Origin of the sequence: Staphylococcus sp. GDY8P47P (assembly GCF_016892225.1) — a bacterium.
GTDB classification, from domain to species: Bacteria; Bacillota; Bacilli; order Staphylococcales; family Staphylococcaceae; genus Staphylococcus; species Staphylococcus borealis.
In genome coordinates, this window is sequence record NZ_JAFENV010000011.1 from 214892 (window position 1) to 239519 (window position 24628).

Annotated in this window: 19 protein-coding genes and 1 pseudogene; 10 read left to right on the plus strand and 10 right to left on the minus strand. The window is 34.6% G+C overall.

Features of this window, described 5'->3' with window-relative positions; all coding sequences use genetic code 11:
- Positions 1–59: 59 nt before the first annotated feature.
- Entirely contained in the window at positions 60–1103 is a 1044-nt protein-coding gene (locus tag JVV30_RS04070) for a 2,3-butanediol dehydrogenase (protein WP_204193482.1), read from the minus strand.
- A gap of 430 nt (positions 1104–1533) precedes the next feature.
- Between JVV30_RS04070 and JVV30_RS04075 the strand changes: the two genes are divergently transcribed.
- From JVV30_RS04075 to JVV30_RS04090, 4 genes and pseudogenes are all read left to right on the plus strand, one after another.
- Complete coding sequence (locus tag JVV30_RS04075; protein ID WP_204193484.1) at positions 1534–2841, plus strand: betaine/proline/choline family ABC transporter ATP-binding protein; 1308 nt, start codon at positions 1534–1536, stop codon at positions 2839–2841.
- Complete coding sequence (locus JVV30_RS04080; protein ID WP_053028742.1) at positions 2841–3476, plus strand: ABC transporter permease; 636 nt, start codon at positions 2841–2843, stop codon at positions 3474–3476. Before JVV30_RS04075 ends, JVV30_RS04080 begins: the two co-directional genes overlap by 1 nt.
- A 24-nt stretch (positions 3477–3500) precedes the next feature.
- Positions 3501–4448, plus strand: a pseudogene (locus tag JVV30_RS04085) (osmoprotectant ABC transporter substrate-binding protein).
- Positions 4448–5134 (plus strand): ABC transporter permease, encoded by a 687-nt coding sequence (locus JVV30_RS04090; protein ID WP_107629068.1) that lies wholly within the window; start codon positions 4448–4450, stop codon positions 5132–5134. The pseudogene JVV30_RS04085 and the gene JVV30_RS04090 overlap by 1 nt, the downstream one beginning before the upstream one ends.
- 283 nt (positions 5135–5417) lie before the next feature.
- Here the strand turns inward: JVV30_RS04090 and lrgB are convergent, their stop codons facing one another.
- The 4 genes from lrgB to JVV30_RS04110 form a co-directional block, all read right to left on the minus strand.
- On the minus strand, positions 5418–6119 hold the full coding sequence (lrgB, locus tag JVV30_RS04095) for an antiholin-like protein LrgB (protein ID WP_053028739.1): 702 nt from the start codon (positions 6117–6119) through the stop codon (positions 5418–5420).
- Positions 6119–6574 (minus strand): antiholin-like murein hydrolase modulator LrgA, encoded by a 456-nt coding sequence (gene lrgA, locus JVV30_RS04100; RefSeq protein WP_053028738.1) that lies wholly within the window; start codon positions 6572–6574, stop codon positions 6119–6121. The genes lrgB and lrgA overlap by 1 nt, the downstream gene beginning before the upstream one ends.
- 276 nt (positions 6575–6850) lie before the next feature.
- Positions 6851–7618 (minus strand): response regulator transcription factor LytR, encoded by a 768-nt coding sequence (locus tag JVV30_RS04105; RefSeq protein ID WP_204193487.1) that lies wholly within the window; start codon positions 7616–7618, stop codon positions 6851–6853.
- Positions 7619–9373 carry a sensor histidine kinase gene (locus JVV30_RS04110; RefSeq protein WP_204193489.1) on the minus strand — a complete coding sequence of 585 codons (1755 nt, stop codon included), beginning with the start codon at positions 9371–9373 and terminating at the stop codon, positions 7619–7621.
- Positions 9374–9802: 429 nt separating this feature from the next.
- Between JVV30_RS04110 and JVV30_RS04115 the strand changes: the two genes are divergently transcribed.
- From JVV30_RS04115 to JVV30_RS04130, 4 genes are all read left to right on the plus strand, one after another.
- Positions 9803–11197: an MFS transporter gene (locus tag JVV30_RS04115; protein WP_053028735.1), complete on the plus strand. Its 1395-nt coding sequence runs from the start codon at positions 9803–9805 to the stop codon at positions 11195–11197.
- A gap of 205 nt (positions 11198–11402) precedes the next feature.
- On the plus strand, positions 11403–12335 hold the full coding sequence (locus tag JVV30_RS04120) for a 2-dehydropantoate 2-reductase (protein WP_107629063.1): 933 nt from the start codon (positions 11403–11405) through the stop codon (positions 12333–12335).
- A 276-nt stretch (positions 12336–12611) separates the two neighbouring features.
- Positions 12612–13085, plus strand: a complete 474-nt coding sequence (locus JVV30_RS04125; protein WP_053028733.1) for a DUF1440 domain-containing protein — start codon at positions 12612–12614, stop codon at positions 13083–13085.
- Positions 13086–13138: 53 nt separating this feature from the next.
- On the plus strand, positions 13139–13990 hold the full coding sequence (locus JVV30_RS04130) for an NAD-dependent epimerase/dehydratase family protein (RefSeq protein ID WP_107629061.1): 852 nt from the start codon (positions 13139–13141) through the stop codon (positions 13988–13990).
- An 86-nt stretch (positions 13991–14076) separates the two neighbouring features.
- Here the strand turns inward: JVV30_RS04130 and yidC are convergent, their stop codons facing one another.
- On the minus strand, positions 14077–14910 hold the full coding sequence (gene yidC, locus JVV30_RS04135; protein ID WP_204193492.1) for a membrane protein insertase YidC: 834 nt from the start codon (positions 14908–14910) through the stop codon (positions 14077–14079).
- Positions 14911–15008: 98 nt separating this feature from the next.
- On the minus strand, positions 15009–16502 hold the full coding sequence (locus tag JVV30_RS04140) for a serine hydrolase domain-containing protein (protein ID WP_204193494.1): 1494 nt from the start codon (positions 16500–16502) through the stop codon (positions 15009–15011).
- A 279-nt stretch (positions 16503–16781) separates the two neighbouring features.
- Between JVV30_RS04140 and JVV30_RS04145 the strand changes: the two genes are divergently transcribed.
- Positions 16782–18608 carry an APC family permease gene (locus JVV30_RS04145; protein WP_204193496.1) on the plus strand — a complete coding sequence of 609 codons (1827 nt, stop codon included), beginning with the start codon at positions 16782–16784 and terminating at the stop codon, positions 18606–18608.
- 181 nt (positions 18609–18789) lie between these two features.
- Here the strand turns inward: JVV30_RS04145 and JVV30_RS04150 are convergent, their stop codons facing one another.
- Positions 18790–20997, minus strand: a complete 2208-nt coding sequence (locus JVV30_RS04150; protein WP_107629058.1) for a cation:proton antiporter domain-containing protein — start codon at positions 20995–20997, stop codon at positions 18790–18792.
- Between the two features lie 334 nt (positions 20998–21331).
- The gene (locus tag JVV30_RS04155) at positions 21332–22732 is read right to left on the minus strand and encodes an amino acid permease (protein ID WP_204193498.1); all 1401 of its coding nucleotides are present in this window, start codon (positions 22730–22732) and stop codon (positions 21332–21334) included.
- Positions 22733–23041: 309 nt separating this feature from the next.
- Between JVV30_RS04155 and JVV30_RS04160 the strand changes: the two genes are divergently transcribed.
- Entirely contained in the window at positions 23042–23860 is an 819-nt protein-coding gene (locus JVV30_RS04160; RefSeq protein WP_204193500.1) for a metallophosphoesterase, read from the plus strand.
- A gap of 62 nt (positions 23861–23922) precedes the next feature.
- Here JVV30_RS04160 and JVV30_RS04165 read toward each other — a convergent pair whose 3' ends face one another.
- Positions 23923–24534: a C39 family peptidase gene (locus JVV30_RS04165; RefSeq protein ID WP_204193502.1), complete on the minus strand. Its 612-nt coding sequence runs from the start codon at positions 24532–24534 to the stop codon at positions 23923–23925.
- Positions 24535–24628: the final 94 nt, after the last annotated feature.

A 24628-nucleotide genomic window follows, 5' to 3' on the forward strand; every position in this document is an offset into this window, starting at 1 on the left:
TTTACTCGTCGTTCGGTTCTGCTCAAATCCTAAACACTTATGTCCCGATTTCTCTTCAATTAGCCATTTAATTTAACTAAAATTTTAGCTTGTGATTTATCATTTACTAATTGTTCGAATCCAGATTGAACGATATGTTCTAATTCGATTTCATCTGTTACGACGCTCTTAACGTCTAAGCTTCCGTTCGCAATTAAATCAATTGTTTGTTGGAATGTAGTAGGTGAGTAAGCAATTGTAGATGTCAATTGAACACCTGAGTTAGTTAATAACATTGGGTCGAAATCAACTGCATGTGCAAAGATAGATACGATAACAACAGTACCTCTTGGACGTGTTATTTGAATTGATTGAGATAATGTTACACCAACACCAGCAACTTCAAATGTTACATCTACACCGTTGTCAGTATGTTCATTAATAAAGTCTACAGGATTTGTGTTACCAGAATTGACTACGTGAGTCGCACCGACTTCTTTCGCTTTAGCTAGACGTTCTTCAGATAAATCAAATACAAAGATTTTACTTGCTCCAGCTGCTTTAGCTGCAACAATTGTTAATAAACCAATTGGTCCAGCACCAAATACTGCAACTGTATCTCCAAATAATAATTTACCTTCTTTAACTGCTTGAACCGCAACGGCTGTTGGTTCAACTAATGCACCTTCTTTATCTGATACGCTTTCAGGTAGTGCATAGACATTCTCTTCTGGTGCATTTGTAAATTCAGCAAAGCCACCGTCAGAACCTAAACCGATAAATGAATAGCCATCATATAAATCAACGCTTTCATCTTTCTCATGTTTAGATACAGTTGGGTTAACAACGACGCGATCGCCTTTTTTATATTTTGTAACGTCTTTACCAACTTCTTCAACAACGCCTGAGAACTCATGTCCTAAAGTAACGGGTGCTTTTTGTCCAAGTAGTGGATCAGGTTTATCTGTAGAGATGAAGACTGGTCCTTCTAAGTATTCATGTAAATCAGTTCCGCAAATGCCGGCCCATGATACTTTTACTTTTACTTCGTTGTCTTTTAATTGCTTAGGTTCACGATTTTCCACGCGAACATCTTTTTGACCATACCATACTGCTGCTTTCATTATTACAACATCCCTTCAATAAATACTTATTACACCTATAGACTAATACTATTGATATTAGAATGCAATTTTGAATCCGGCTTTAAATGATTTATTTGAATAAATATGACAATTTGATGAATTTTATTGTGGGCAACTTTATTTTTAAATATTTTTTATCACAATCATGCTTGAATAAAACTTAAAAAATTGCAATTGTGAACATTTTTAATCAATTTATATAAAAAATGTTTCAAAAAATTATATAGGGTATATAAAAATTAAAGATGAAAAACGCTCGAATGATATTCCAATTGAATTTATTAAAATTTTATGAAGCAAAGGCCGTGTGGCTCTTGTTTAACTTATTACGTATTTGTTTAACAATGGGACTACTGGCCTTTTGTATTTTGAGCTTTTTTATCTTGCAACAATAGGGAGGAGCAATCTAATGACGCTAAGTATTAAGAACTTAACAAAGATTTATGCTGGCAATAAAAAAGCTGTAGATAATATTTCATTAGATATTGAATCAGGTGAATTTATTGCGTTTATTGGGACAAGTGGTAGTGGGAAAACGACTGCTTTACGAATGATCAATAGAATGATTGAAGCTACTGATGGGACAATTGAAATGAATGGCAAGAATGTTCGAAATATGAATCCAGTTGAATTACGCCGTAGCATTGGGTATGTGATTCAACAAATTGGATTGATGCCACACATGACTATACGAGAAAACATCGTGTTAGTACCAAAGTTGCTTAAATGGTCTAAAGAAAAGAAAGATGCTAAAGCGAAAGCGTTAATTAAACTTGTAGATTTACCTGAAGACTATTTAGATCGCTATCCATCTGAGTTATCAGGTGGTCAACAACAACGTATTGGTGTTGTGCGTGCATTAGCCGCTGAACAAGATATTATCTTAATGGACGAGCCTTTTGGTGCATTAGATCCGATTACGAGAGATACGTTACAAGATTTAGTTAAAGACCTTCAGAAAAAGTTAGGAAAAACATTTATCTTCGTTACACATGATATGGACGAAGCAATTAAACTTGCAGACCGAATTTGTATTATGTCTAAAGGGAAAGTTGTGCAGTATGATACACCAGATAATATTCTTAGAAATCCAGCGAATGATTTCGTAAAAGAATTTATTGGTCAAAATAGATTAATTCAAGATCGTCCAAATATGAGAACTGTTGAAGATGCAATGATTAAACCAGTCACTGTTAACGCAAATGACACATTGAATGATGCGGTCAATATTATGAGACAGAGACGTGTAGATACGATATTTGTTGTAAATAACCATCATCATTTACTCGGATTTTTAGATATTGAAGATATCAATCAAGGCTTACGCCAACGTAAAGAATTAATCGATACGATGCAGCGTGATGTTTATAAAGTACATATTGATTCTAAATTACAAGACTCTGTACGTACGATACTTAAACGAAATGTAAGAAACGTACCGGTTGTAGATAATGATAATGCACTCATTGGTCTGATTACACGTGCAAATCTCGTTGACATTGTTTATGACTCTATTTGGGGTGAACAAGATGATGAGATGATTTTATCTGATACACATATGAATGCCGTTCAACGTGAAAATGAGTTAGGTCATATCAATCAAAAAGAACAAGCACAAGAAAGACCTCATGACGCGACGTCTAAACAGCAAGATGTCACAGACAGATTAGACACACATGATGTGAAGGATTCTGACCAATCAGGAGTTGATCGCTAATGCGCCAATTTTTCCAAGAATATGGAAGCCAACTCGTATCAAAAACGATTGAACACTTCTACATATCTATCATCGCCCTGTTAATTGCGATTGTAGTTGCGGTACCACTAGGCATTCTATTATCTAAGACTAAGCGTACTGCAAATGTAGTGTTAACGATTGCGGGTGTGCTTCAAACGATACCGACGTTAGCCGTATTAGCCATTATGATTCCAATCTTTGGTGTAGGTAAGACGCCAGCGATTGTCGCATTATTCATTTATGTATTATTACCCATTTTAAATAACACTGTTCTAGGTGTACAAAATATTGATAAGAATATCATACAAGCTGGAACAAGTATGGGTATGACGAAGATACAGTTAATGAAAGATGTTGAATTACCTTTAGCCTTACCACTTATCATTAGTGGGATACGTTTATCTAGTGTTTACGTTATTAGTTGGGCAACATTAGCAAGTTATGTTGGTGCAGGTGGACTAGGTGATTTAGTCTTTAACGGCTTGAATTTATATCAACCGCCAATGATTATAAGTGCTGCCATTCTAGTAACATGTCTCGCATTACTTGTAGATTTCATACTTTCTTTAATTGAAAAGTGGGCCGTGCCTAAAGGGTTAAAAGTATCTAGATAAATACAAAGGGAGGATTTTAAAATTATGAAAAAGCTTAAATTGACTTTCATACTTCTTGCAATGTCTCTCATCGTATTATCTGGATGTAGCTTACCAGGATTAGGCGATGGTGACGGGAAAGATAGTGTGAAAATTACTGCCACAGAAACAAGTGAAACGAAAATTATGGCAAACATTGAAAAGTTAATGATAGAACATTATACAAACGGCAAAATTAAACCTACAATTGTTGGTAACTTAGGATCAAGTATTATTCAACATAATGCCTTACAACGTGGAGATGTGAATATGTCTTCAGTTCGATATACAGGTACTGAATTAACAAGTGTACTGGATGCACCACCAACCAAAGATACGAAAAAAGCAATGTCAGAGTCACAAAGATTATTTAAAGAAAAATACAATCAAAAATATTATGACTCATTTGGATTTGAAAATACGTATGCATTTATGGTGACCAAAGACGTTGCTAAGAAATACAATTTAGAAAAAGTATCTGACTTAGAAAAATATAAAGATGACTTACGTCTAGGTATGGATACACAATGGATGAACCGTGCTGGCGATGGCTACCCAGCTTTCCAAAAAGAATATTGATTCAAATTTGCGAGTGCGCGTCCAATGCAAATTGGTTTAGTGTACGATGCGTTAAAAAATAAAAAATTAGACGTGGCAGTTGGTTATTCAACAGATGGACGTATTGCGGCGTATGATTTAAAAATTTTAAAAGACGATCGCAAATTCTTCCCACCTTATGATGGAAGTCCATTGGCAACTGAAAAATTGATTAAAGATCATCCTGAAATTGATGAAGCATTAAAAAAATTACAGGGACAAATTAGTACGAAAGAAATGCAAAAACTAAATTATGAAGCGGATGGCAAAGGGAAAGAACCAGCCGTTATTGCAGAAGAATATGTGAAAAAACATAACTATTTTGAAGATGATAGTAAGAAAGGTGGTCAAAAATAATGAAAGGTAACTTGTTAAGCTCGCTTTATGAATACTATACCTTGAACTTTGGCTATCTCATGGAACTCTTTTTCAAGCATTTATTAATGTCTATTTATGGTGTTTTATTTGCTTGTATTATTGGTATTCCGATAGGGATTTTAATTTCAAGATATACGAAATTGTCATGGCCTATCATTACTATTGCGAATATTATTCAAACCGTACCAGCAATTGCAATGTTAGCAATACTCATGTTGGCGCTTGGATTAGGACCTAACACTGTAGTGTTTGCAGTATTCTTATATGCGTTACTTCCGATTATTAAGAATACGTACACAGGTATCACTGAAGTGGACTACAATATTAAAGATGCAGGTAAAGGCATGGGTATGACTAAAAATCAGGTTATGCGCATGATTGAGTTGCCATTGTCCTTATCCGTTATTATCGGCGGTATTCGTATTGCTCTAGTTGTAGCGATAGGTATTGTGGCCATTGGCTCATTTATTGGGGCATCAACATTAGGAGATATCATCATTCGTGGTACAAACTCTACTGACGGTACTGTATATATCCTTGCAGGTGCTATTCCAATAGCATTAATCGCGATTATAATCGATTTAGGATTACGTTTCTTAGAAAAGAAACTTGATCCAACGAATAAAAATAAAAAACGCGAGAATCAAGTACAAAGTATCAATTAATGATGCTCACCACATACAGTAATACTTTGATTTCAATCATTAGAAGTATTGACGTAAGTGTGTGAACACGGAATAAGTGATTTCGCCATAGCAGTTTGGAATAAACAGAAAAGGGAGTGGAACAGAAATAAAAGTTTTCAAAATTTATTTCGTTGTACCACCCCGGCAAGGTTGACTAGAATTAAAAAAAGCTTGTTACAAGTGCATTTTTAATTCAGTCAACTACTGCCAATATATAAAGAAAGCCTGAGACATCAATTTTTGTCCCAGGCTTTCTTTATATCTAGAATAAGATTGACGCTAATGGTGGAACGATGACAACGATAATGACACCAACGATAACTACGGCAATACTGCCCATAGACTCTTCAGTTTCACCGAGTTCTTTAGCTGCAGCTACACCCAATGTGTGACCACTTGTACCAAGTGCTAAGCCACGTGCGATTGGATTTGATATTTTAAACCACTTAACAATTTTAGTACCTAATGCAGAAATGACAACGGCATTAAGGATGACTGCTAATGATGTTAGCTCTTTGACACCACCAATACCTTCAGATACTGGAAGGGCAATGGCTGTTGTAGCAGCCTGTGGTAACATTGAAGCACTGATTTGATCTCCTAAACGGAATACAGTAGCTACTAAGTATATTAAAATTAATGCGATTAACGTACCAATTGCAATTCCACCAAAAATTTGTAACCAATATTTTTTGAGGACATCACGTTTTTTATATAAAGGGATAGCAAAACTAATGGTTGCTGGTTCTAAGAAGAAGTTAATAATATCCCCACCAATTTTATAATGTTCATAGCTAATGCCTGTTACTTTTAAGAATACAATTCCCGCAACCATAGCTACGAATAGCGGTGCTAATAAGAAGAAACCATTTGTTTTCTTATAAAAATATTGTGCAATAACAAATGGTATTAATGAAACTAAGATACCAAAATAAGGTGTTGTTATACCTAAATGCTCTACCATTAGTTACCCTCCCCAAGTTTAGTTTGTTCGTTTTGTTCTTTAGATGGGAACAATGTTTTTGTTACGAATAATTGTGAAACAAATCCGATACATATTAGTAATAATAATGTTGAAATAATGATTAATAATAATATTAAAATTGGATGTTGGCTTAGTATTGGTAAAGAATTGATAACAGAAATTCCAGCCGGCACGAATAAGAAGCTAATGCTATTCGTTAATGCTGTACCCACATCCTCAACTTGGCCTAGTTTAACAATACCAGTGCATAATAGGATGAATAGTAAAACAAGTCCTATAACTGATGCTGGCATTGGAAATGGTATGAAACTTTCAATGATTTTCGAAATAAATAATACGATAGCAATGGTTAATGCTTGCTGAAAGAAATTATACGTTTTCGTCAACTTATGATTACTTTTGCGTGCATTACTTTGTGATTGTTCATTTGCCATATTTTAACGCTCCCTTTCTCTTTCCCTTACAAACAGGATATTATGAAAACGTTTACTTTTGTGTCTTTTGGCAGTGACTTGCAAAAATTCGTATGTGAGTTGCATCATATTCAACTTGAAAATCAAAAGAATGAATCAACAATAAATGTATGTGATTCAAACAATAAAAAAAGTATTTAACCATGGATGAAGTAAGACCTAGAACGTCATCTTGACTTCATCAGATTAAATACTAATGCTATGAATATGTTTAATAATGGATATTTTAAATTTATATTAGGCAAGTCCTATTTCATGTTTAAAGGTCTTCATAAATGAACGACTGACTTGAAACTTATCGCCTGATGACATAGTGACTTGATAAGTATAATTGAACCAATGCTCAACACTATCAATATGCATTTTATTAATGATAGTGGCACGATGAATTTTAATAAATAGATGACTTGGCAATTTCTTTTCATAGTAATTTAATGGTTCAGTTGTTTGATACGTGCGCTGTGTTGTATTAATGGTTGTGATACCATTGTTGACAGAAACGGCTGTGATGTCATCGATTCGAATCACGTAGATACGTTCGTTCATTTCGATGGGTAATACCGTCTGATCACCATTATGACTGTCATCCGTTTGCAACGATGGAGTTGGAGATTCAATCGTTGTTTGACTAAATCCTTGTTTATTGGACGACGCCTGCTTAACTTTATTTACTGCTTGTTCGATACGCTCGAGTTCAAACGGTTTAAGGATATAATCTATTGCATCAAGTTCAAAGGCTTTAACTGCGAATGTGTCATGTGCTGTTGCGAAAATAATATGTGGGGGATGTTTCATTTTTTTGATTTTTTGTGCTAAATCAATACCACTTTCATCCATAAGATTAATATCTAAAAAGACTAAATCATAGGTTTCAGATAAAAGTTTTTCTAATGTTTCTTCAATATTTTCTGCCTCATCAATAACGTTAAATCCTGAGATTTCATTGAGTAAATAATGAAGCTCATTGCGAGCTAATGGTTCATCATCAACAATTAACGTCTTCACTTAAATATCCTCCTTTATGACATGTGTTGGTATATGGCAACTTACCGTGGTTCCTAGTTCGGTTGAATCAAATTGTAATCCTGCTGTTGTACCGTACAATCCAATTAAACGTCTGTTTAAATTTTCTAAGGCACTTCCTGTTCCTGTCTCTGAGTCAACACTCATTTGTCCGATTAATGGTAACTTATGATCTTCAATTCCATTACCATTATCACGAACCATTAATGTTAATACGTCGTCATCATAGTGTGCATGCACATCAATGATGTTATCTTTTCGGCGATGTTTAAAGGCATGCTTAATCGCATTTTCAACCAAGATTTGAATAATGAAAGGTGGGATGAGCACATGATGACAAGCTGCATCAATGTGATATTTAATCGTAAAGCGATCAGGGAATCGAGCTTGTTCTAATGCTAAATAGGCTTCTACTTGTTGTAACTCTTTATCTAATGTAATGGTGTTATTACGAGCCCCTTGTAGATTGGATCTAAAGAATTGGCTCAATTGTAATAATAACTTTCTAGCCTTTTCACTATCAATACGTACGAGTGCTGAAATCGTATTAATCGCATTAAAGAAGAAGTGGGGATTAACTTGTGCTTGTAGCGACTTGATTTCAGCATCTTTTAATAGTTTACTCTGCATTTCCGCTTGTCCCAATTCTAATTGACTTGAAAAGATGTCAGCTAAACCACGTGCCAGTTGTTTCGTTGATGTCGTGTTGTCATATTCATTAGTGAAATAAAATTTTAATGTTCCAACGACTTCTTGGTTGGTCATTAAAGGGATAACGATCGCAGATTCTAAAGCACAATTCGGGTTATGGCATCCGATTTCTTCTTTGGAATGGGCTTCTTTTAATTGTCCCGTTTGGATAACTTCCTTAGATAAATCGGTAATAATGGCCTTTTTAGCAACGTGATGGTCACTGGCGACACCAACATGTGTTAAAATATCCTTTCTATTTGTGATGGCGACTGCCGATACATTCATTAATTTCAGAATAATTTCAGCAACTGGACGTGCAGACTGTGCCGTTAAACCGGATCTGAAATAAGGTAATGTTTTATTGGCTATTTCAAAGACATCATGGGTTTGAATCGCACGTGTTTGCTCTTCTTGCTTCAATGTTGAAAGGATAATGGATAAGAAGATAGCTGTCCCAATACTGTTAATCAAAATCATAGGTAATGCAATAAATTGAACAAGCGACCATGCAGCAGTTGTATCATTGGCAAAAATCAGAATACATGCCATTTGAATGGCTTCGTTTAATGCGCCAATTAAAGCACCCATTAAGACAGTTGGATAAGTATAACGACGCATCGTACGGTAACCATAAAATCCTGATATGAGTGCGATAATTATAGATGAAATAAGGTAAGTATACGCATTTGCACCGCCGATATAAAGGCGAAATAGCCCTGATACAATACCGACAATAATTGCTACGAAAGAACCACCAATTAAACCTGACATCCCAATTGTTAATACACGTGTATTTGCCATAGAAGCATCGTCGTTAAGGTGGTAATAAATATTACTAGATACAATATGTCCATTTTCAATTTCAATGCCAGTGAAATTTGAAGTGATAGCAAATAGGACGAATAATATAGTCAATTGCCATTGAGAACGTAATTTGTCGCGTTCGCCCATCATCGTTTTAAAGTGATTAATATTCATTAATATATAAGCAATAATAATAATTAACCCTACACGTTCAAGCAATAATATAAATAAATTAAACATTGTAAGCACCTATTCATTGTAGTTTCAGTTAAAATACTTGTTCTTTCTTTAATTATAATATGGATAATTTTAACTTAATAGTTTAAAATTAAAAGTTATAATTTATAGGTATCTAATAATTGGTTTAATGCGCTTTTGAGTATGTTGTGAAAAATAATTATTGAAAAAATTAGAGTATTTTATTAAGTCATTTCTTCTTAATTATGATAAGGTTTTCAATATAAACTAATTTCTTAAGTGAGTGTTGTATCTTTCATAAGCGAACGTCAGATGATGTAATGCAGGATACGCATGTTAATAAATTATAGAAATAGGGAACTTATTAAATAGTGCTACATAAAATATATGACACTCAAAGAAATGATTTACGATGAGGTAAATCCACTTGAGTAGATTAGTTTTAGGGTAATTTAGGAGGAATTTTTCGAGATGGAGTCTTCAAAACAATTTAGGGGAGATAATAAATTACTAATTGGTATTATCATTGGCGTACTAACGTTCTGGTTATTTGCACAATCATTAGTTAACGTTGTACCAACGTTGCAATCATCATTTAATACAGACATGGGTACGATTAATATTGCCATTAGTTTAACAGCATTATTCTCTGGATTATTTATCGTAGGTGCAGGGGATATTGCAGACAAATTAGGTCGAGTGAAAATGACATACATCGGCTTAGCATTAAATGTTATTGGATCATTGTGTTTAATCATTGCACCTGTCGCATGGTTACTATTAGTAGGTCGTGCGTTACAAGGTTTATCTGGTGCTTTAATTATGCCGTCAACACTTGCGATCATTAATGAATATTACATAGGAAAAGAAAGACAACGCGCTGTAAGTTACTGGTCTATAGGTTCTTGGGGCGGTAGTGGTATTTGTTCATTATTTGGTGGCTTTATGGCCTCAACCATTGGTTGGCAGTGGATTTTTATTGTTTCAATTGCACTTTCAATTTTAGCCTTTTTCTTAATTAAACATACACCCGAGACTAAAGTTGAACCTAGTGAAAACGAAACTAAAGCTAAATTTGACGTGACTGGTTTAATATTATTAGTTATCACACTATTAAGTGTTAACGTAATGGTTACGCAAGCTGCAGATCGTGGATTGTTCTCACCAATGATTTTATCACTTGGCGTTGTATTTATCGTTGCAGGTATTTTATTTATCATAAGAGAATTGAAAACGGAAAATCCACTTGTTGATTTTCATATTTTCAAAAATAAAGGCTATAGTGGTGCGACATTATCAAACTTCATGTTAAATGGTGTTGCTGGTGGTACACTTATAGTTGTTAATACGTATTATCAAAGTCAATTAGGCTTTAGTTCATTACAAGCAGGATTAATCTCAATCACGTACCTTGTAGCCGTGCTTATCATGATTCGTGTCGGTGAGAAATTATTACAAAAACTAGGTGCTAAAAAGCCGTTATTAGTAGGTAGTGGTTTCTCATTCTTAGGTCTATTACTATTATCGTTAACATTCTTACCAGATATTGCTTATATTATTTCAAGTATCATAGGTTACTTATTATTTGGTATTGGTTTAGGTACTTATGCGACACCTTCTACAGATACTGCAGTTGCGGAAGCACCTGACGACAAAGTAGGGGTGGCATCGGGATTATATAAAATGGCATCATCTTTAGGTAACGCGTTTGGTGTTGCGATGTCTAGTACTATCTTTGGATTTGGTGCATCATTCATGAATTTACAATTAGGTGGCGCTGCTGGTGTGTTATTTAATGCTGGTATTGCCTTAACCGCGTTTATAGTTATCTTGATATTAGTACCGAAGAAACTTAGTACAAATTAATCGTGACAGTTCGTTTTATCAATATATTAAAGCGTTTATACTTCATTAACATACCGAACTCAAATTGAGTTCGGTATGTTTTTTATAAATGAAATGTGATCCACGATTAATTATCTAAAAATTATGAATATTGTGTTTATGATATTGACGCTTAATCACTAAAGTAGTATTTTAAAAACATCATTAGAAAAAGGAGTCATGACTTATGAAAATAGCAATTGCAGGTTCTGGTGCATTAGGAAGCGGATTTGGTGCGATGTTATATCGCCAAGGGTATGATGTAACATTAATCGATGGATGGGAGCCACAAGCGACAGCAGTCAAACAAGATGGGTTACATATAGATATTAATGGTGAAGCACATCATCTTAAAATGACGATGTATCCACATAATGCTATTCCACAGGATGCACAATTTGATGTTATCTTTTTATTCACTAAAGCGATGCAGTTGCAAGATATGTTGACGCACATTAAAGCACACATTCATGACAAGACGATTATGGTTTGTACGATGAATGGTTTGAAGCACGAACGTTTAATTAAGCAATATGTGAATGAAGCGCGTATCGTACGTGGTGTTACGACATGGACTGCCGGCCTAGAGTCTCCAGGACATACACATTTAATGGGGGCAGGGCCAGTTGAAATCGGTGCGCTCGTACCTGAAGGTCAAGCTAATGTTGACGTAGTATATGATCTCTTAGCACAATCAGGTCTTAACCCACATAAAAGTGAGCATTTACAACAGTCTATTTGGAAGAAGATTTGTGTCAATGGAACTGCCAATGCGCTTTGTACAATTTTAGAGTGTCGCTTATCTAATTTAAATGAAAGTGATTATGCGAAACAACTTATTTATAAAATAACGCAAGAAATTGTACAAGTTGCAACGGTAGATGGTGTGCATTTAAACGGTGATGAAGTTTATCATTATCTTATCGATTTAAATGAGAAGGTAGGTCCTCATTATCCATCTATGTATCAAGACTTGATTAATAATAATCGTCTAACAGAAATTGATTATATTAACGGCGCGGTAGCTCAACTAGGTAAAGAAAATCATATTGATGCCCCAGTTAACCAATTTGTAGCCAATATGGTCCATGCGAAAGAGCAACAACGACATGCCGAATAATGTGTTGTTATATACGTTTGATAATGGATAGGTCAACAATTAAGGCGACGTTATGAGGTTATTTTAATATAGATATATTTTGAAGCGAGATTACGAGCGTAGGACGATGAATTTAAAGCATTTTGTCCTACGCTCCACCTCGCTTTTTTAAATCGAATCATTATATCTTTGTCATAAAAAGTGATACGCTTAACCCTTATTGAAACATGAATGATTATAAAATGGTCGTAAACGGGTAGAAGAAGATTAAGTGAATGTGAAGGAGCTGTTATTAGAATGAATCGTTCAACGCAACGTATTATCGTTACAACGATTGTAGGTGGATTACTCAGTGGTGCAGTTAAGATTGGTTGGGAAGCGCTTGTCCCACCTAGAACACCAGAACGTGAGCAAGAAACGCCACCAATGACATTATTGAATCAGTTAGGATTACCAGACTCAATAAAGAACGCAACATATCATTATAACGGCAACGATATTCCAGTAACAGTTATGGGGATTCATTATGGCTTCTCTGTAGCAAACGCGTTTGCATATGGCTTATTAGCTGAACGATTCCCAACTATTACAGCTTTAAAAGGTTCGTTATTTGGCATTGCGATTCATATTGCATTTCATGAATATCTTTTGCCAAAATTGTCATTGACGCCACAGGTTAAAGATTTACCATATGAGGAACGACTTTCAGAGCTGTTTGGTCATATCGTATGGATGAATACAATCGATATGATTAGAGATTCAAGTAAGTAGTAACATTAAGTTATTCATTTTTTAAAAAGAGAAATAGAAAGGTGCGTTTAAAAATGACTAAAATATTTATTACAGGTGCCACAGGATTAATTGGAACACGTTTAACACAACGTTTGATTGAAGAAGGCTATGAAGTAGCTGGATTTACAACATCTGAGAAGGGTAAAGCGAAATTAGAAGGATTAGGTGCCAAAGCGTATATTGGCGATATCTTAAAAGCAGATACCATCGATGCAGCAGTGGGTGACTTCCGTCCGGATATTATTATTAATCAAATTACAGATTTAAAAAATGTCGACATGGCCGCAAACACGAAAGTACGTGTAGAAGGTGGTAAAAATCTAACGGACGCTGCGCTGAAGTATGATGTTAAAAAAGTGGTGGCACAAAGTATCGGCTTTATGTATGAACCTGGTGAAGGTCTTGCGACTGAAGAAACACCACTAGACAATCATTCAGATGGAGATAGAAAAATTACAGTAGACGGTGTGGTTGGACTAGAAAAAGAAACGGCACGTATGGATCACTATGTTGTACTTCGCTTTGGATGGTTATACGGACCAGGGACATGGTACGGTAAAGACGGTATGATTTATAATCAATTTAAAAACGGTGAAGTAACATTATCAGATGGTGTTACATCATTTATTCATTTAGATGATGCTGTTGAAGTATCTATTCAGGCGATGAATTTTGATAATGGTATTTATAATGTGGCAGATGACGCGCCAGTAAAAGGATCAGAATTTGCAGAATGGTATGCGAAAGAAGTTGGTGTTGATCCTAAAGTCACTATCCAACCAGCACAACCATTTGAACGTGGTATTAAAAATGACAAGTTTAAAGCACAAGGTGGTACATTGATCTATAATACGTGGAAAGATGGCATGCACCCATTAAAATAAATTATGAGTAAAACAAGCACTGTTATAAGCTAATTGCAATTAGCTTATAACAGTGCTTGTTATATTGATGGAACGTCTTTATTACTTTAAGCCTTATCATCGTTAGTCTTATTTTGACGTTTTTGCTCAATTTGTCGTTTGAGTTGTTCACCTGCTGCTTTACCCACTTTTGCATAATGGCTATGTGCAAAATGCATTTGAATAATTAAAAATGTTGCACTGACTGCCCAATATAAACTTAGTGCAGAAGCGGATTGTAGTGACGCATATATTATAAATAATGGTGATAGCACCATCATGACATAATAAGTACGACGTTCTTCCTTTGGATAATGCATGGCATTGACTAGCGGTTGAATAAAATAAAGTAATGCCGCAATAAAGGTCATAATTAAATCCGTATGCATTAAGTTAAACCATAAAAAGTGAGGATGCTCGATAATTCCGCCACTTGTTGGATATTTAATACATGCGTATAAACCTAATAAGATTGGGATTTGAATTAATATTGGTAATGTGCCAATAAGGCTTTTGAATGGATTAATACCATAGTCGTTGTACTTTTTCATCAATAGCTTATTAGCCGCAGTACGTTCTTCTTGTGTTTCCGCGTTCTTAAGTTTATCTTGTAGTTTCTCAATTTCAGGTTTAACGACTTGCGTTTTTCCACGCATCATGTGGATATTCTTTACTTGGATAAACATCAACGGCATTAATACAAGTCGGATGAGAAGCACAATCATAATAATAGCTAATCCATAATTTTCATGGAATGTACGACCTAAGAAGTGAAGTAACATATCCATTGGCTTAACAAATATCGTATAAAAGAACCCATGTTGATCTTCTTTATGAGAATAGTCACATCCAGCCAATAATATGACGATACTCATTAAGAATAAGGAACATTTTTTTCTCATGTCTAATCTCCTATGTGCTTGAGGTCTTTAATAATCTTAGTCTTTAATACATTTAGCTTAACATATTCGCTCGTTAATCATAGCAGTTTATCGCAATTTTATGATTTTGACGCTTTTGATACTGTTATTATTTTTAAAAGCATGAAAGCATGAAGACTCGTTAATAATGTGATAACACTTAATAAACAAATTTTAGCTGATATCGGTAGCCAAGACATTATAAACTGCCAATCAGAACCATTGAGTAACAATGAAGGTAATACATGTAATAAGCCTAAAACGAATATAAAGATAACAGAAAGTAAGCACATGCGATATTGAGTATTGCGATGATTGATACGCAATTGAATTGGGCGGTGGTGAATGATGTGACGATATACACCTATTAAAATGACTACAACAGCCATCCAAATAACAATTGAGATGACAGTAATCACAATTTGGTGCTGAAGAATATCATGTTGAATTGTCTCAACGTGTTGGCCCTGGCTTAATTGTGTATTTAAATGTTTCGCAAGTGTTGGAATGTGATCAGAATAAGCATTTGCGAGAATGACAATGCCATAGTCTTTCTTAGGATTTAAAATAATATAAGATGAGTAGTTCTCAAGTGTACCTGGATGATAGATAAGTGTCTCTTGATTTTGACGAGTAACAAACCAACCAGTTGCATATTTGGAATGATCATCATCATGTGTTTGTACTTTAGGTTTGTGTGTCGCTTCTACTAACGCTTTCAAATGTTTCGGTGGATGAAGTTGAAATTTTATCCAAGGTTGCAAGTCATTCGTGCTAGCCATCAAATAAGCTGACGGGTTATCACCAATGTTAAATGTTGGGTGATCTGCGTAGGCTTTGCGATGTTTAATATCGTAACCTTGTGCATCATGTGCACCTTTATGATTATTCTCTTTAGTAGAAATATGCGACATATTTAAAGGGGTGAAAATGTGTTCACGCATGTAAGTTGAATAGGGAGAGTGAGATACATTTTGAACAATTAACCCCAAAATATTGTAGTTCATATTCGAATATTCAAATTGTTCTCCTGGTCGATGGTTTAATGAACGACCATTAATACTTTTCACAATGCCTTCTAAATCATTAGTCTTTTTAGTAATACGATCATTATTAGTTATATCTCCTGGAATCCCACTTGTTTGAGCAATTAACTGGTTAATGGTGATGTCTACCTTTTTTCCTTTATAAGTCATATGAAAATTAGGAATGTATTGACTGATGTGATCATTTAATTGAATTTTACCTTCGTTGACAAGTTGCATAATAGCGTAGCCTGTCATTGCCTTAGAATTCGAAGCAATTTCGAAACGCGTATTAGGTGTTACTTTATGTTTATTTTCGATGTTTGCATAGCCGTAGCCTTTATTAAGTAATACTTTATTATCTTTAATCATTAACACTGAGACACCCGGTATATGACCATCGTCCATCTCACTTTTAACCATGTTATCTAAATAATCTTGAGAAGTAGGACTGAACATTGAATACGTCGGTTGCCATTTTATTATAATCGAACAGATAAGTAAGATAACAATTAATATGATACTACTGAAAAGTAAGGTCTTTTTCATTTTAATTCCTCTATTTTATGATTTAAGTAGCGAACAATTTACTATATTAACGACATTAGTATAGCAAGTTTTTGTTTAAATTGCTCTTAAATCTCTATCATAGATTGTTTGCTATTTATTTTCCAAATAAATAATGGGTAAAATCCAACTAAATATTACTGTAAAATGTAACTAATATAGTAAAAAATAACATTAAAATTGTAGGGATAGCTATACTTTTCATCAAAATGGGAGTATATTTTATCCATTGAATTTGAATATAAAGAGGTAAAGAGTATTATGTTCACTCAATTTAAAAGACTTTTAATTGGTAAACCTAAAAGAAATCGCGATTTGAAGAACGAGAAAATCAGTAATTTCAAGGCTTTAGCAATACTTTCTTCTGATGCATTGTCTTCAGTAGCTTATGGTCCAGAGCAGATTTTGATTACACTAGCAGTTGTTGGTGCAGTGGCATCTTGGTATACGTTACCAATAGCATGTGGCGTATTAATACTGTTAGCGGCTTTAATCTTATCTTACCGCCAAGTCATTTATGCCTATCCTAAAGGTGGCGGGGCGTACATGGTTTCTAAGACAAACTTAGGAGAAAAATGGGGACTCGTAGCAGGAGGTTCATTACTTGTTGATTATATATTAACTGTAGCGGTAAGTATTTCTTCAGGCGCAGATGCGTTTGTAGCCGCCTTTCCATCGCTATATCATCATAAAGTATTGATTGCATGTTTACTCGTGCTATTTATTTTAATTATGAATTTACGTGGTTTGACAGAATCGGCTACAGTATTGTCATATCCAGTTTATTTATTCATTATAGGGTTAATAATTATGATTGTTGTGGGCGTTTGGAAAGTTGCAACTGGCCAAGCTGAGCCACATATGCATGCAACTGTAGGGACAGCTGTACCAGGTGTGACATTATTCTTGTTACTTAAAGCATTCTCATCAGGTGCCTCATCTTTAACCGGTGTAGAAGCCATATCTAATGCGGTAACGAATTTCAAAGATCCTGGCCCTAAAAATGCGGTTAAAACGTTAATCGCAATGGGAAGTATCCTGGCATTTCTATTAGTAGGTATTGTCGGTTTAGCCTACTGGTATGGTGTTATGCCTGAAACGGAAACAACTGTATTATCACAATTAGCTATGAACATTCTAGGACACAATGTCGGTTACTATTTTGTTCAAGCAACAACAGTAATGATTTTAGTTTTAGCAGCGAACACAGGATTTACTGCATTCCCAATGCTTGCAGCAAGTATGGCCAAAGATAAATATATGCCTCGCATGTTTAGTGTGCGTGGAGACCGCTTAGGTTATTCTAACTCTATTATTACTTTAGGGGTTGGGGCGATCTTACTTATTATCATTTTCGATGGTAAAACTGAGAACTTGATTCCACTCTATGCTGTAGGTGTATTTATCCCGTTCACATTAGCACAATATGGTATGGTGCTTAAATGGGTCAGAGGAAGAGAGAAAGGCTGGTCTCGTAAACTGATAGCTAATGCGATAGGTGGAACAATCACATTTATCGTATTTATGATTTTCTTAATCACTAAATTTAGTCATGTATGGCCAATATTAATCTTTTTACCTTTGATTGTAATTGTATTTTTACGAATCAAAGGGCATTACAAAGATATTGCTAAACAATTGAAATCAACTGCTATGGTACAAGATATGCCTATCGTTGATAAAAACTTGGCGCTTGTTCCAGTCAGCACGATTACGTCAGCCATTGATAAATCTGTATATTACGCTCAAATGATTGCTGATGATGTTATCGCAGTGCATGTTTCATTTGGTGATGAAGCGGATAAATACTTTGCTGAAAAATGGGAACGTCATTTTCCAGATGTACGTTTAGTCATTTTGCATTCGGAATATCGAAGTGTTATTAGACCAATCTCACGCTTTATTGATAAAATTAATAAAAAAGCGAATGATAAAAATTATGTCATTACTGTTGTGGTTCCACAGTTTATTACAAAAAAATCTTGGCATAATTTCTTACACAATCAAACGAGTATTAGATTAAAAATGCATTTGTTCTATCAAAAGAATGTTATTTTAGCCACAGTACCGTTTAAATTGCATAAATAAGTTGAAAACCATATAGAAGCGAGGCTAGGACATAAATAATATAATCATGCTATTTTGCAAATTCGTAGTAGCTGACTGAACTGAGAAGGCGCTTAATTCAAGCTTTTCTCAGTTCTAGTCATCCTTGCGGGGGGTGGGACGACGAATTCAAAAAGAATTCTGTCCCACTCCCTTATTAGTTTTAGTGTGCATTGCTCGCTTCGTGTGCTAAAACAATCTCATTATAGTTAATATTTTCTCTCAATTGGGTTGCAACTTCATTCGTTACTTTATTTCGAGAAATCAATTCATCTAAAATGGTACGTTGGATGTATAATGCTTCAAGTTTTGCATCATGTTGTTGAAGGGTTGTAAGTTCATACGTTTCTTTATTTTCTGCTTTTTGTTGCTTTCTATTTTTATTGTGACGTAGTGTACGTGATAGGTTATGATATTGGTTAATAATTAAACTAACTTCTAATACGTTTGAACTGTTTTGTTCTTCACGCATTTTCATAATGACATTGTGGTTTACGACACGCATTAATTGTTGAACTTTATTAAAGCTATTTGTAAATGCTTCTCTTTGAACCTTTTTAGCATTTTTCGCTTTTTCACGTTCTACTTTATACGCTTCACGTTTCGCTTTAATATCCATTTTATTCTGTTCTGTCGTTGCTTGATGTTCTTCTTTTAATAATGCACGATTTTCTTTATGAATACGGTGTGCTTCTTTTCTGGATTCTTTTCGAGCTTTAAAGCGTAACCCAATCAATTTAAAGAAGCGGTTTATCTTTCTTAATATCGACATTTCTCGATAAGATTGACTAAATTCCATAATATTGCGGTAGTCTGTTAAATCTTTTTTAGTAATTCTTTCTTTCTCGATTAAACGTTCTAACGTTCTGGTTTCCTCTTCTTCAGCGATTTCTTGCAGTCGTCGTAATTCCTTCGTATTTTTATTATCCGGTTCCATATTGATTAAGAATGATAATTCATTAAAATATTGGTTTAATATTGGTCGATAATCCATCTGCTTTCCTTCTGAGTTTTTCGTCTTAAAGGCATCAAGAACTTGTTGAACCATAAATATTTTGGCTGATTGATAGGACATACCTTTAAATTCTGACATTTGCTCAGATGGTGTGATCAGTGGTAGTACCACTTGAGCGAGAATTAAGCTTGTTAAGACCATAAAGGAAGCGATAAACAGTAAGTCATTACGATATATAAATTCTTGATTACCATCCATCATATACGGAAGTGTGAGCGCCATAGATAATGAAATGGTACCGTGTATGCCACACATTGTCATGATGAAGGCATAATGCTTCCGTTTCGGTGGCCCAGCATCTTCTTCATCATCTAGGTAGGATTGAACGTTGTTCGGATAGTAAAAATCTTTAAATAACATATACACCCAAATAAATCTAAATACGTAAATGGCAAGTGCAATTAATAGAGCGGTTGTAATTAGGAATACAATGTTCTGCGGTTCGTCATGAATAATTTCCATTACGACTTCGGGAACAATATAACCTAAAACAACAAAGACGAAACCATTTAATGCATAACTGAGTGTGTTCCATATTTGGTTATAGTTCATCTGTAATTCTGTTTGGGCACGAATTAAACGATCACGTTCTAAACCGTGGATTAAACCTGCAACAACAACGGCAATAATTCCAGATGCATGAAGTTCTTCGCCAATGAAATAAACAGCAAAAGGCGTGAGTAATTGGATAAACGTTAACGTATTACTGTCTTTCATACCTTTATTGGTCGTTAGATATACTCTTAATGTCACAACTAACGCGCCAACGATGATACCAATCAATACACCTAAAATCGTTGAAACAATAAATTGACCTATCGCATCAAATGCTGAAAAGCTACCCGTTACAAGTGCGGTAACTGCAATTTTGAATGAGATAATACCTGCAGCGTCATTAAGTAATGATTCACCTTCAAGAATGGACATGGATCCTTTTGGTAAAATTTTGCCTTTCGTGATTGCAGAAACTGCGACAGCATCTGTTGGGCAAAGAATGGCAGCAATTGCAAAAGCTGCTGGCATTGGTAAATCAGCCCAAATCCAATGAATAAAGAAACCAACGCCGATAACTGTAGCAAACACAAGCGCCATAGCCATTAAAATAATCGGTTTACGATATTCAAGTAACTTCGTTCTTGAAATATGTGTACCTTCCACAAATAGTAGTGGAGCGATGACTGCCATCATAAATACTTCTGATTCAAATTCAAAATGCATCGGGATGGGCAATACGAATAAGCAGACACCTAAGGCAATTTGAATAAATGCAGTGGGAATTTTAGGGAACCTATTATAAATAATAGAACTAATAATCACTGCGAATATGAATAATAAAAATGCTTCTAATAGCTCCATGAATAACTCCTTTAATAAATTGAATAATCATAGTTTACCATGTGATAGGATAAGCTACCAAAAAATGGCAGACGATTTGATAAATAGTAAATGATTTAGTGTAAGTATTTTTTGTATACCATATTTAAGATTGTTATAAATGGAGTTTGATAATGAGGCTGTGAGCATAGGTTAACTGATAGGGATTAAGTTGAATAAGATTAGTATCATCTTATATAGCGTTTTGAAATAATAAAAGTGAAACGGGAGTGGGACAGAATTCTTTTGAATTCGTCGTCCCACTCTCTCCACTTTAGTTGTTTATTGATATGAATGATTGATGATTGAGCTTTCATTAGTAATTGATTGAATTACGACCCTGACTACGTGTTCGTTCTGCTAAATCTTCTGCATTTGATTTATATTTTTTATAGAAGATGAACAAGAAGATAAACCATATTGGTGAAATGAAAATTGCTGCTCTAGTATCTTCACTAAAGAATAACAGTACAAACACAAATGAAAAGAATGCAAGTACGACGTATGCACTTTTTAATCCACCAAAAAGTTTGAATTTATTTTTATGGTGTTCTTCTGGATTTTTCTTCACAAAAATAATATAAGAAATAATAATCATCGCCCATACTACTAAAAATAGTACAGTTGAAAGTGTTGTTACATAGATAAATAGTTTGATAGCATCTGGGAAAATAAAGTTTAATAACGCGGCTGCTAATAATGTTCCAGATGATACTAACATAGATAAGTATGGCACACTGTTACCATTTGTTTTACTTAAAACTTTAGGTCCTAAACCTTGTTTAGCAAGGCCAAATAGAATACGGCTGTTTGAGTAAATACCACTGTTTGTTGCTGATGCAGCTGCAGTTAGTACAACGAAGTTAACAAGTCCAGCAGCAAATGGTAAGCCGATTAAGCTAAACATGGTTACGAAAGGACTACTATTTGAATCGATTTTATTCCAAGGAATGACAGACATGATGACTAATAGCCCACCCACATAGAATAATAGAATACGGAGTGGCACGTTGTTGATCGCTTTAGGAATGACATTTCTAGGGTCTTTCGTTTCACCCGCTGTTACCCCGATAAGTTCTATACCAATAAATGAATATACTGCAATTTGGAATGCCATCAAGAATCCAAATGGCCCATTAGGGAATATACCACCATGATTTGTTAAGTTACTAAATGAAGCGTGACCATAAGAGGTTTTGAATGAGAAGAATATCATGACTAAACCTACAATAATCATCGCTATGATAGTTATAATTTTAATAATTGAGAACCAGAATTCTAATTCACCGAATAATTTTGCACCTAACATGTTAAATGAGATTAACATTAGTACGATAAATAAAACGGTGATCCAATGTGGCACTTGAGGGAACCAGAAACTAAAATATTGTCCCATAGCTGTTAAATCTGACATGCTTGAAGCAATCCAGGCAAGCCAATATGTCCATCCAATGACGAATCCTGCAAAAGGACCTATGTATTCGTTCGCAATATCTACAAATGAATTAAAGCGTGTATTACTTAATAATAATTCTCCAAGTGCGCGCATGAATGCGAACATAACCATGCCGATAATCATGTATGTTAATAAGAGGGAAGGCCCTGTTAAAGCAATTGTTTGACCTGAACCTAAGAATAATCCTGTACCAATTGCGCCCCCAATCGCAATTAATTGAATATGCCTGTTGCTTAGTTCTCTTTCCAATTGTCTAGCCATATACTTCCTCCTTAGAAAGCAGTGATGTGTTTTTAAATTTTAGTGTAAACGCTTTCTTTTATATGTAAAAAATTTGCTTTTAACAAAGTATTAAGTAAATCGCATTAGTTGTTAAAAATCAGATATTAAGTGAAAACAATAATAATTGTTCACAAATGATGTAACTTTGCTAAAAGGTATTTTTATTATACGCTTAATTTAATGAAATATAAACAAATTTCTGAAAATTTAATAAACAGATTTATTTATTATTCATAATAACTATGACATAATGATTTCAATTCAAAACAAGTAAGAGGGACGACACGAATGAAGATAGGTGCAATTTCAGATTTACATATTGATCGACATCCTAACCTAGAGCCAAAGGTATATCTTGAAACACTTGTACAACTGATTCAACAGAGGGATGTGGCATTACTATTAATTGCTGGAGATGTGTCTAATCATTTTCAGCAGAGTTATCAATTTATTCAAGATTTAAAAGCAAAATGTGGTATTCCAGTCTTATTTGTGCCAGGAAACCATGATTATTGGACTTCTGAATCCTCGTTAACATCATCAGAAATTTATGATTTCTATGTGGATAAGCCAGAATGTTTAATTGGAAAACCGTATATTATAAATGAGAATTGGGCAGTTGTTGGGCATACGGCTTGGTATGATTATCGGTATGCGGATGACAAATTTGATTTGGAACGCATCCAAAGAGGGAAGTATTACGGTGCGACATGGCAAGATAAAGTGAAAATCGACTGGGATATTGAAGATAGAGCTTTATCTAAGCAGGCTGCTAACCAAATTCAACATGACTTAGAACAAGTAAAGGATAAACAGATTATTCTAATGACGCATATTGTGACGCATCCACAATTTGTTGTACCAACGCCACATCGTATTTTTGATTTCTTTAATGCATATATAGGTACGAAAGACTTTAATGCGTTTTATCAGACGTATCCTATACGTTATAGCATTATGGGGCACGTACATTTTCGTAAGACGTTGTCCGAAGCAGGGATTACTTATATTTGTCCTTGTTTAGGGTATCAACGACAATGGCGAACAACTGATCTTATGCAAGAGCTCGATGCGTCGTTAGTCACATTTGAAGTGCGTGATGCATAAAAAATCAGTGAGGTTGAGATACAATTAACATTGACTCAATCTCACTTAAATAGTGGTCTATATTACACTTGAAGATAAATACATGTACGACCAGGTGCATTAAAGCTACGTTCTAATTTTTGCTTTGCAATTTTGATGATTTGAAAGCGATTAGGCACAATGGCAGGAAAGATAAAGTGTTTAAATAAGTGACTCCACAAAGGATCAATATAATAATAGAAATGATCATCATATCCGATTAATAGTGTGATATGAATGTTAGACACTAATTCTTTCTTATGATCATCGAATTTGAAATATTTGCGGAAAGGTTTACGACCTAAATTAGTATGATACATTATGACTGGTTGGCCAGAATCAATGACAGCTTCTAGTGATGACAAATCAGTACCTGTACCGTCTACAATTCGATCGTCAATCGTTTGTAAATAAGGTACATAAGCATCAGGAAAGATTGTTTGATGATGACCAAATTTGACGAGTAAATGATGACCAACATATCCTTTATAAGGATTATTAGGATGCTTAGGCCAATGACTCATGATTTCAGTAGCTTTAATATTATGATTGTTATATTGAAGTAACATTGCTGCTGAAACACCTTCACATCCCATTACCATTGGAATTGGAAATAGTTGGCTAATTGGTTTGATTGGTAGTATCGTTCTTTTCATCATGATTCTCCTCAAAGACAGTCTCTATTGATGTCCATCATTTAGTTTAAGTAAATTTATTATATACCTTAGTCGTCACGGCGTATATCAATAC

Coding starts and splice junctions, on each gene's coding strand:
- JVV30_RS04145 (WP_204193496.1), top strand. CDS start 16,782: ATGTTCACTCAATTTAAAAGACTTTTAATTGGTAAACCTAAAAGAAAT.
- JVV30_RS04110 (WP_204193489.1), bottom strand. CDS start 9,373: ATGTTTAATTTATTTATATTATTGCTTGAACGTGTAGGGTTAATTATT.
- lrgB (WP_053028739.1), bottom strand. CDS start 6,119: ATGGTAGAGCATTTAGGTATAACAACACCTTATTTTGGTATCTTAGTT.
- JVV30_RS04125 (WP_053028733.1), top strand. CDS start 12,612: ATGAATCGTTCAACGCAACGTATTATCGTTACAACGATTGTAGGTGGA.
- lrgA (WP_053028738.1), bottom strand. CDS start 6,574: ATGGCAAATGAACAATCACAAAGTAATGCACGCAAAAGTAATCATAAG.
- JVV30_RS04080 (WP_053028742.1), top strand. CDS start 2,841: ATGCGCCAATTTTTCCAAGAATATGGAAGCCAACTCGTATCAAAAACG.
- JVV30_RS04115 (WP_053028735.1), top strand. CDS start 9,803: ATGGAGTCTTCAAAACAATTTAGGGGAGATAATAAATTACTAATTGGT.
- JVV30_RS04160 (WP_204193500.1), top strand. CDS start 23,042: ATGAAGATAGGTGCAATTTCAGATTTACATATTGATCGACATCCTAAC.
- yidC (WP_204193492.1), bottom strand. CDS start 14,910: ATGAGAAAAAAATGTTCCTTATTCTTAATGAGTATCGTCATATTATTG.
- JVV30_RS04070 (WP_204193482.1), bottom strand. CDS start 1,103: ATGAAAGCAGCAGTATGGTATGGTCAAAAAGATGTTCGCGTGGAAAAT.
- JVV30_RS04140 (WP_204193494.1), bottom strand. CDS start 16,502: ATGAAAAAGACCTTACTTTTCAGTAGTATCATATTAATTGTTATCTTA.
- JVV30_RS04130 (WP_107629061.1), top strand. CDS start 13,139: ATGACTAAAATATTTATTACAGGTGCCACAGGATTAATTGGAACACGT.
- JVV30_RS04155 (WP_204193498.1), bottom strand. CDS start 22,732: ATGGCTAGACAATTGGAAAGAGAACTAAGCAACAGGCATATTCAATTA.
- JVV30_RS04090 (WP_107629068.1), top strand. CDS start 4,448: ATGAAAGGTAACTTGTTAAGCTCGCTTTATGAATACTATACCTTGAAC.
- JVV30_RS04150 (WP_107629058.1), bottom strand. CDS start 20,997: ATGGAGCTATTAGAAGCATTTTTATTATTCATATTCGCAGTGATTATT.
- JVV30_RS04120 (WP_107629063.1), top strand. CDS start 11,403: ATGAAAATAGCAATTGCAGGTTCTGGTGCATTAGGAAGCGGATTTGGT.
- JVV30_RS04165 (WP_204193502.1), bottom strand. CDS start 24,534: ATGAAAAGAACGATACTACCAATCAAACCAATTAGCCAACTATTTCCA.
- JVV30_RS04075 (WP_204193484.1), top strand. CDS start 1,534: ATGACGCTAAGTATTAAGAACTTAACAAAGATTTATGCTGGCAATAAA.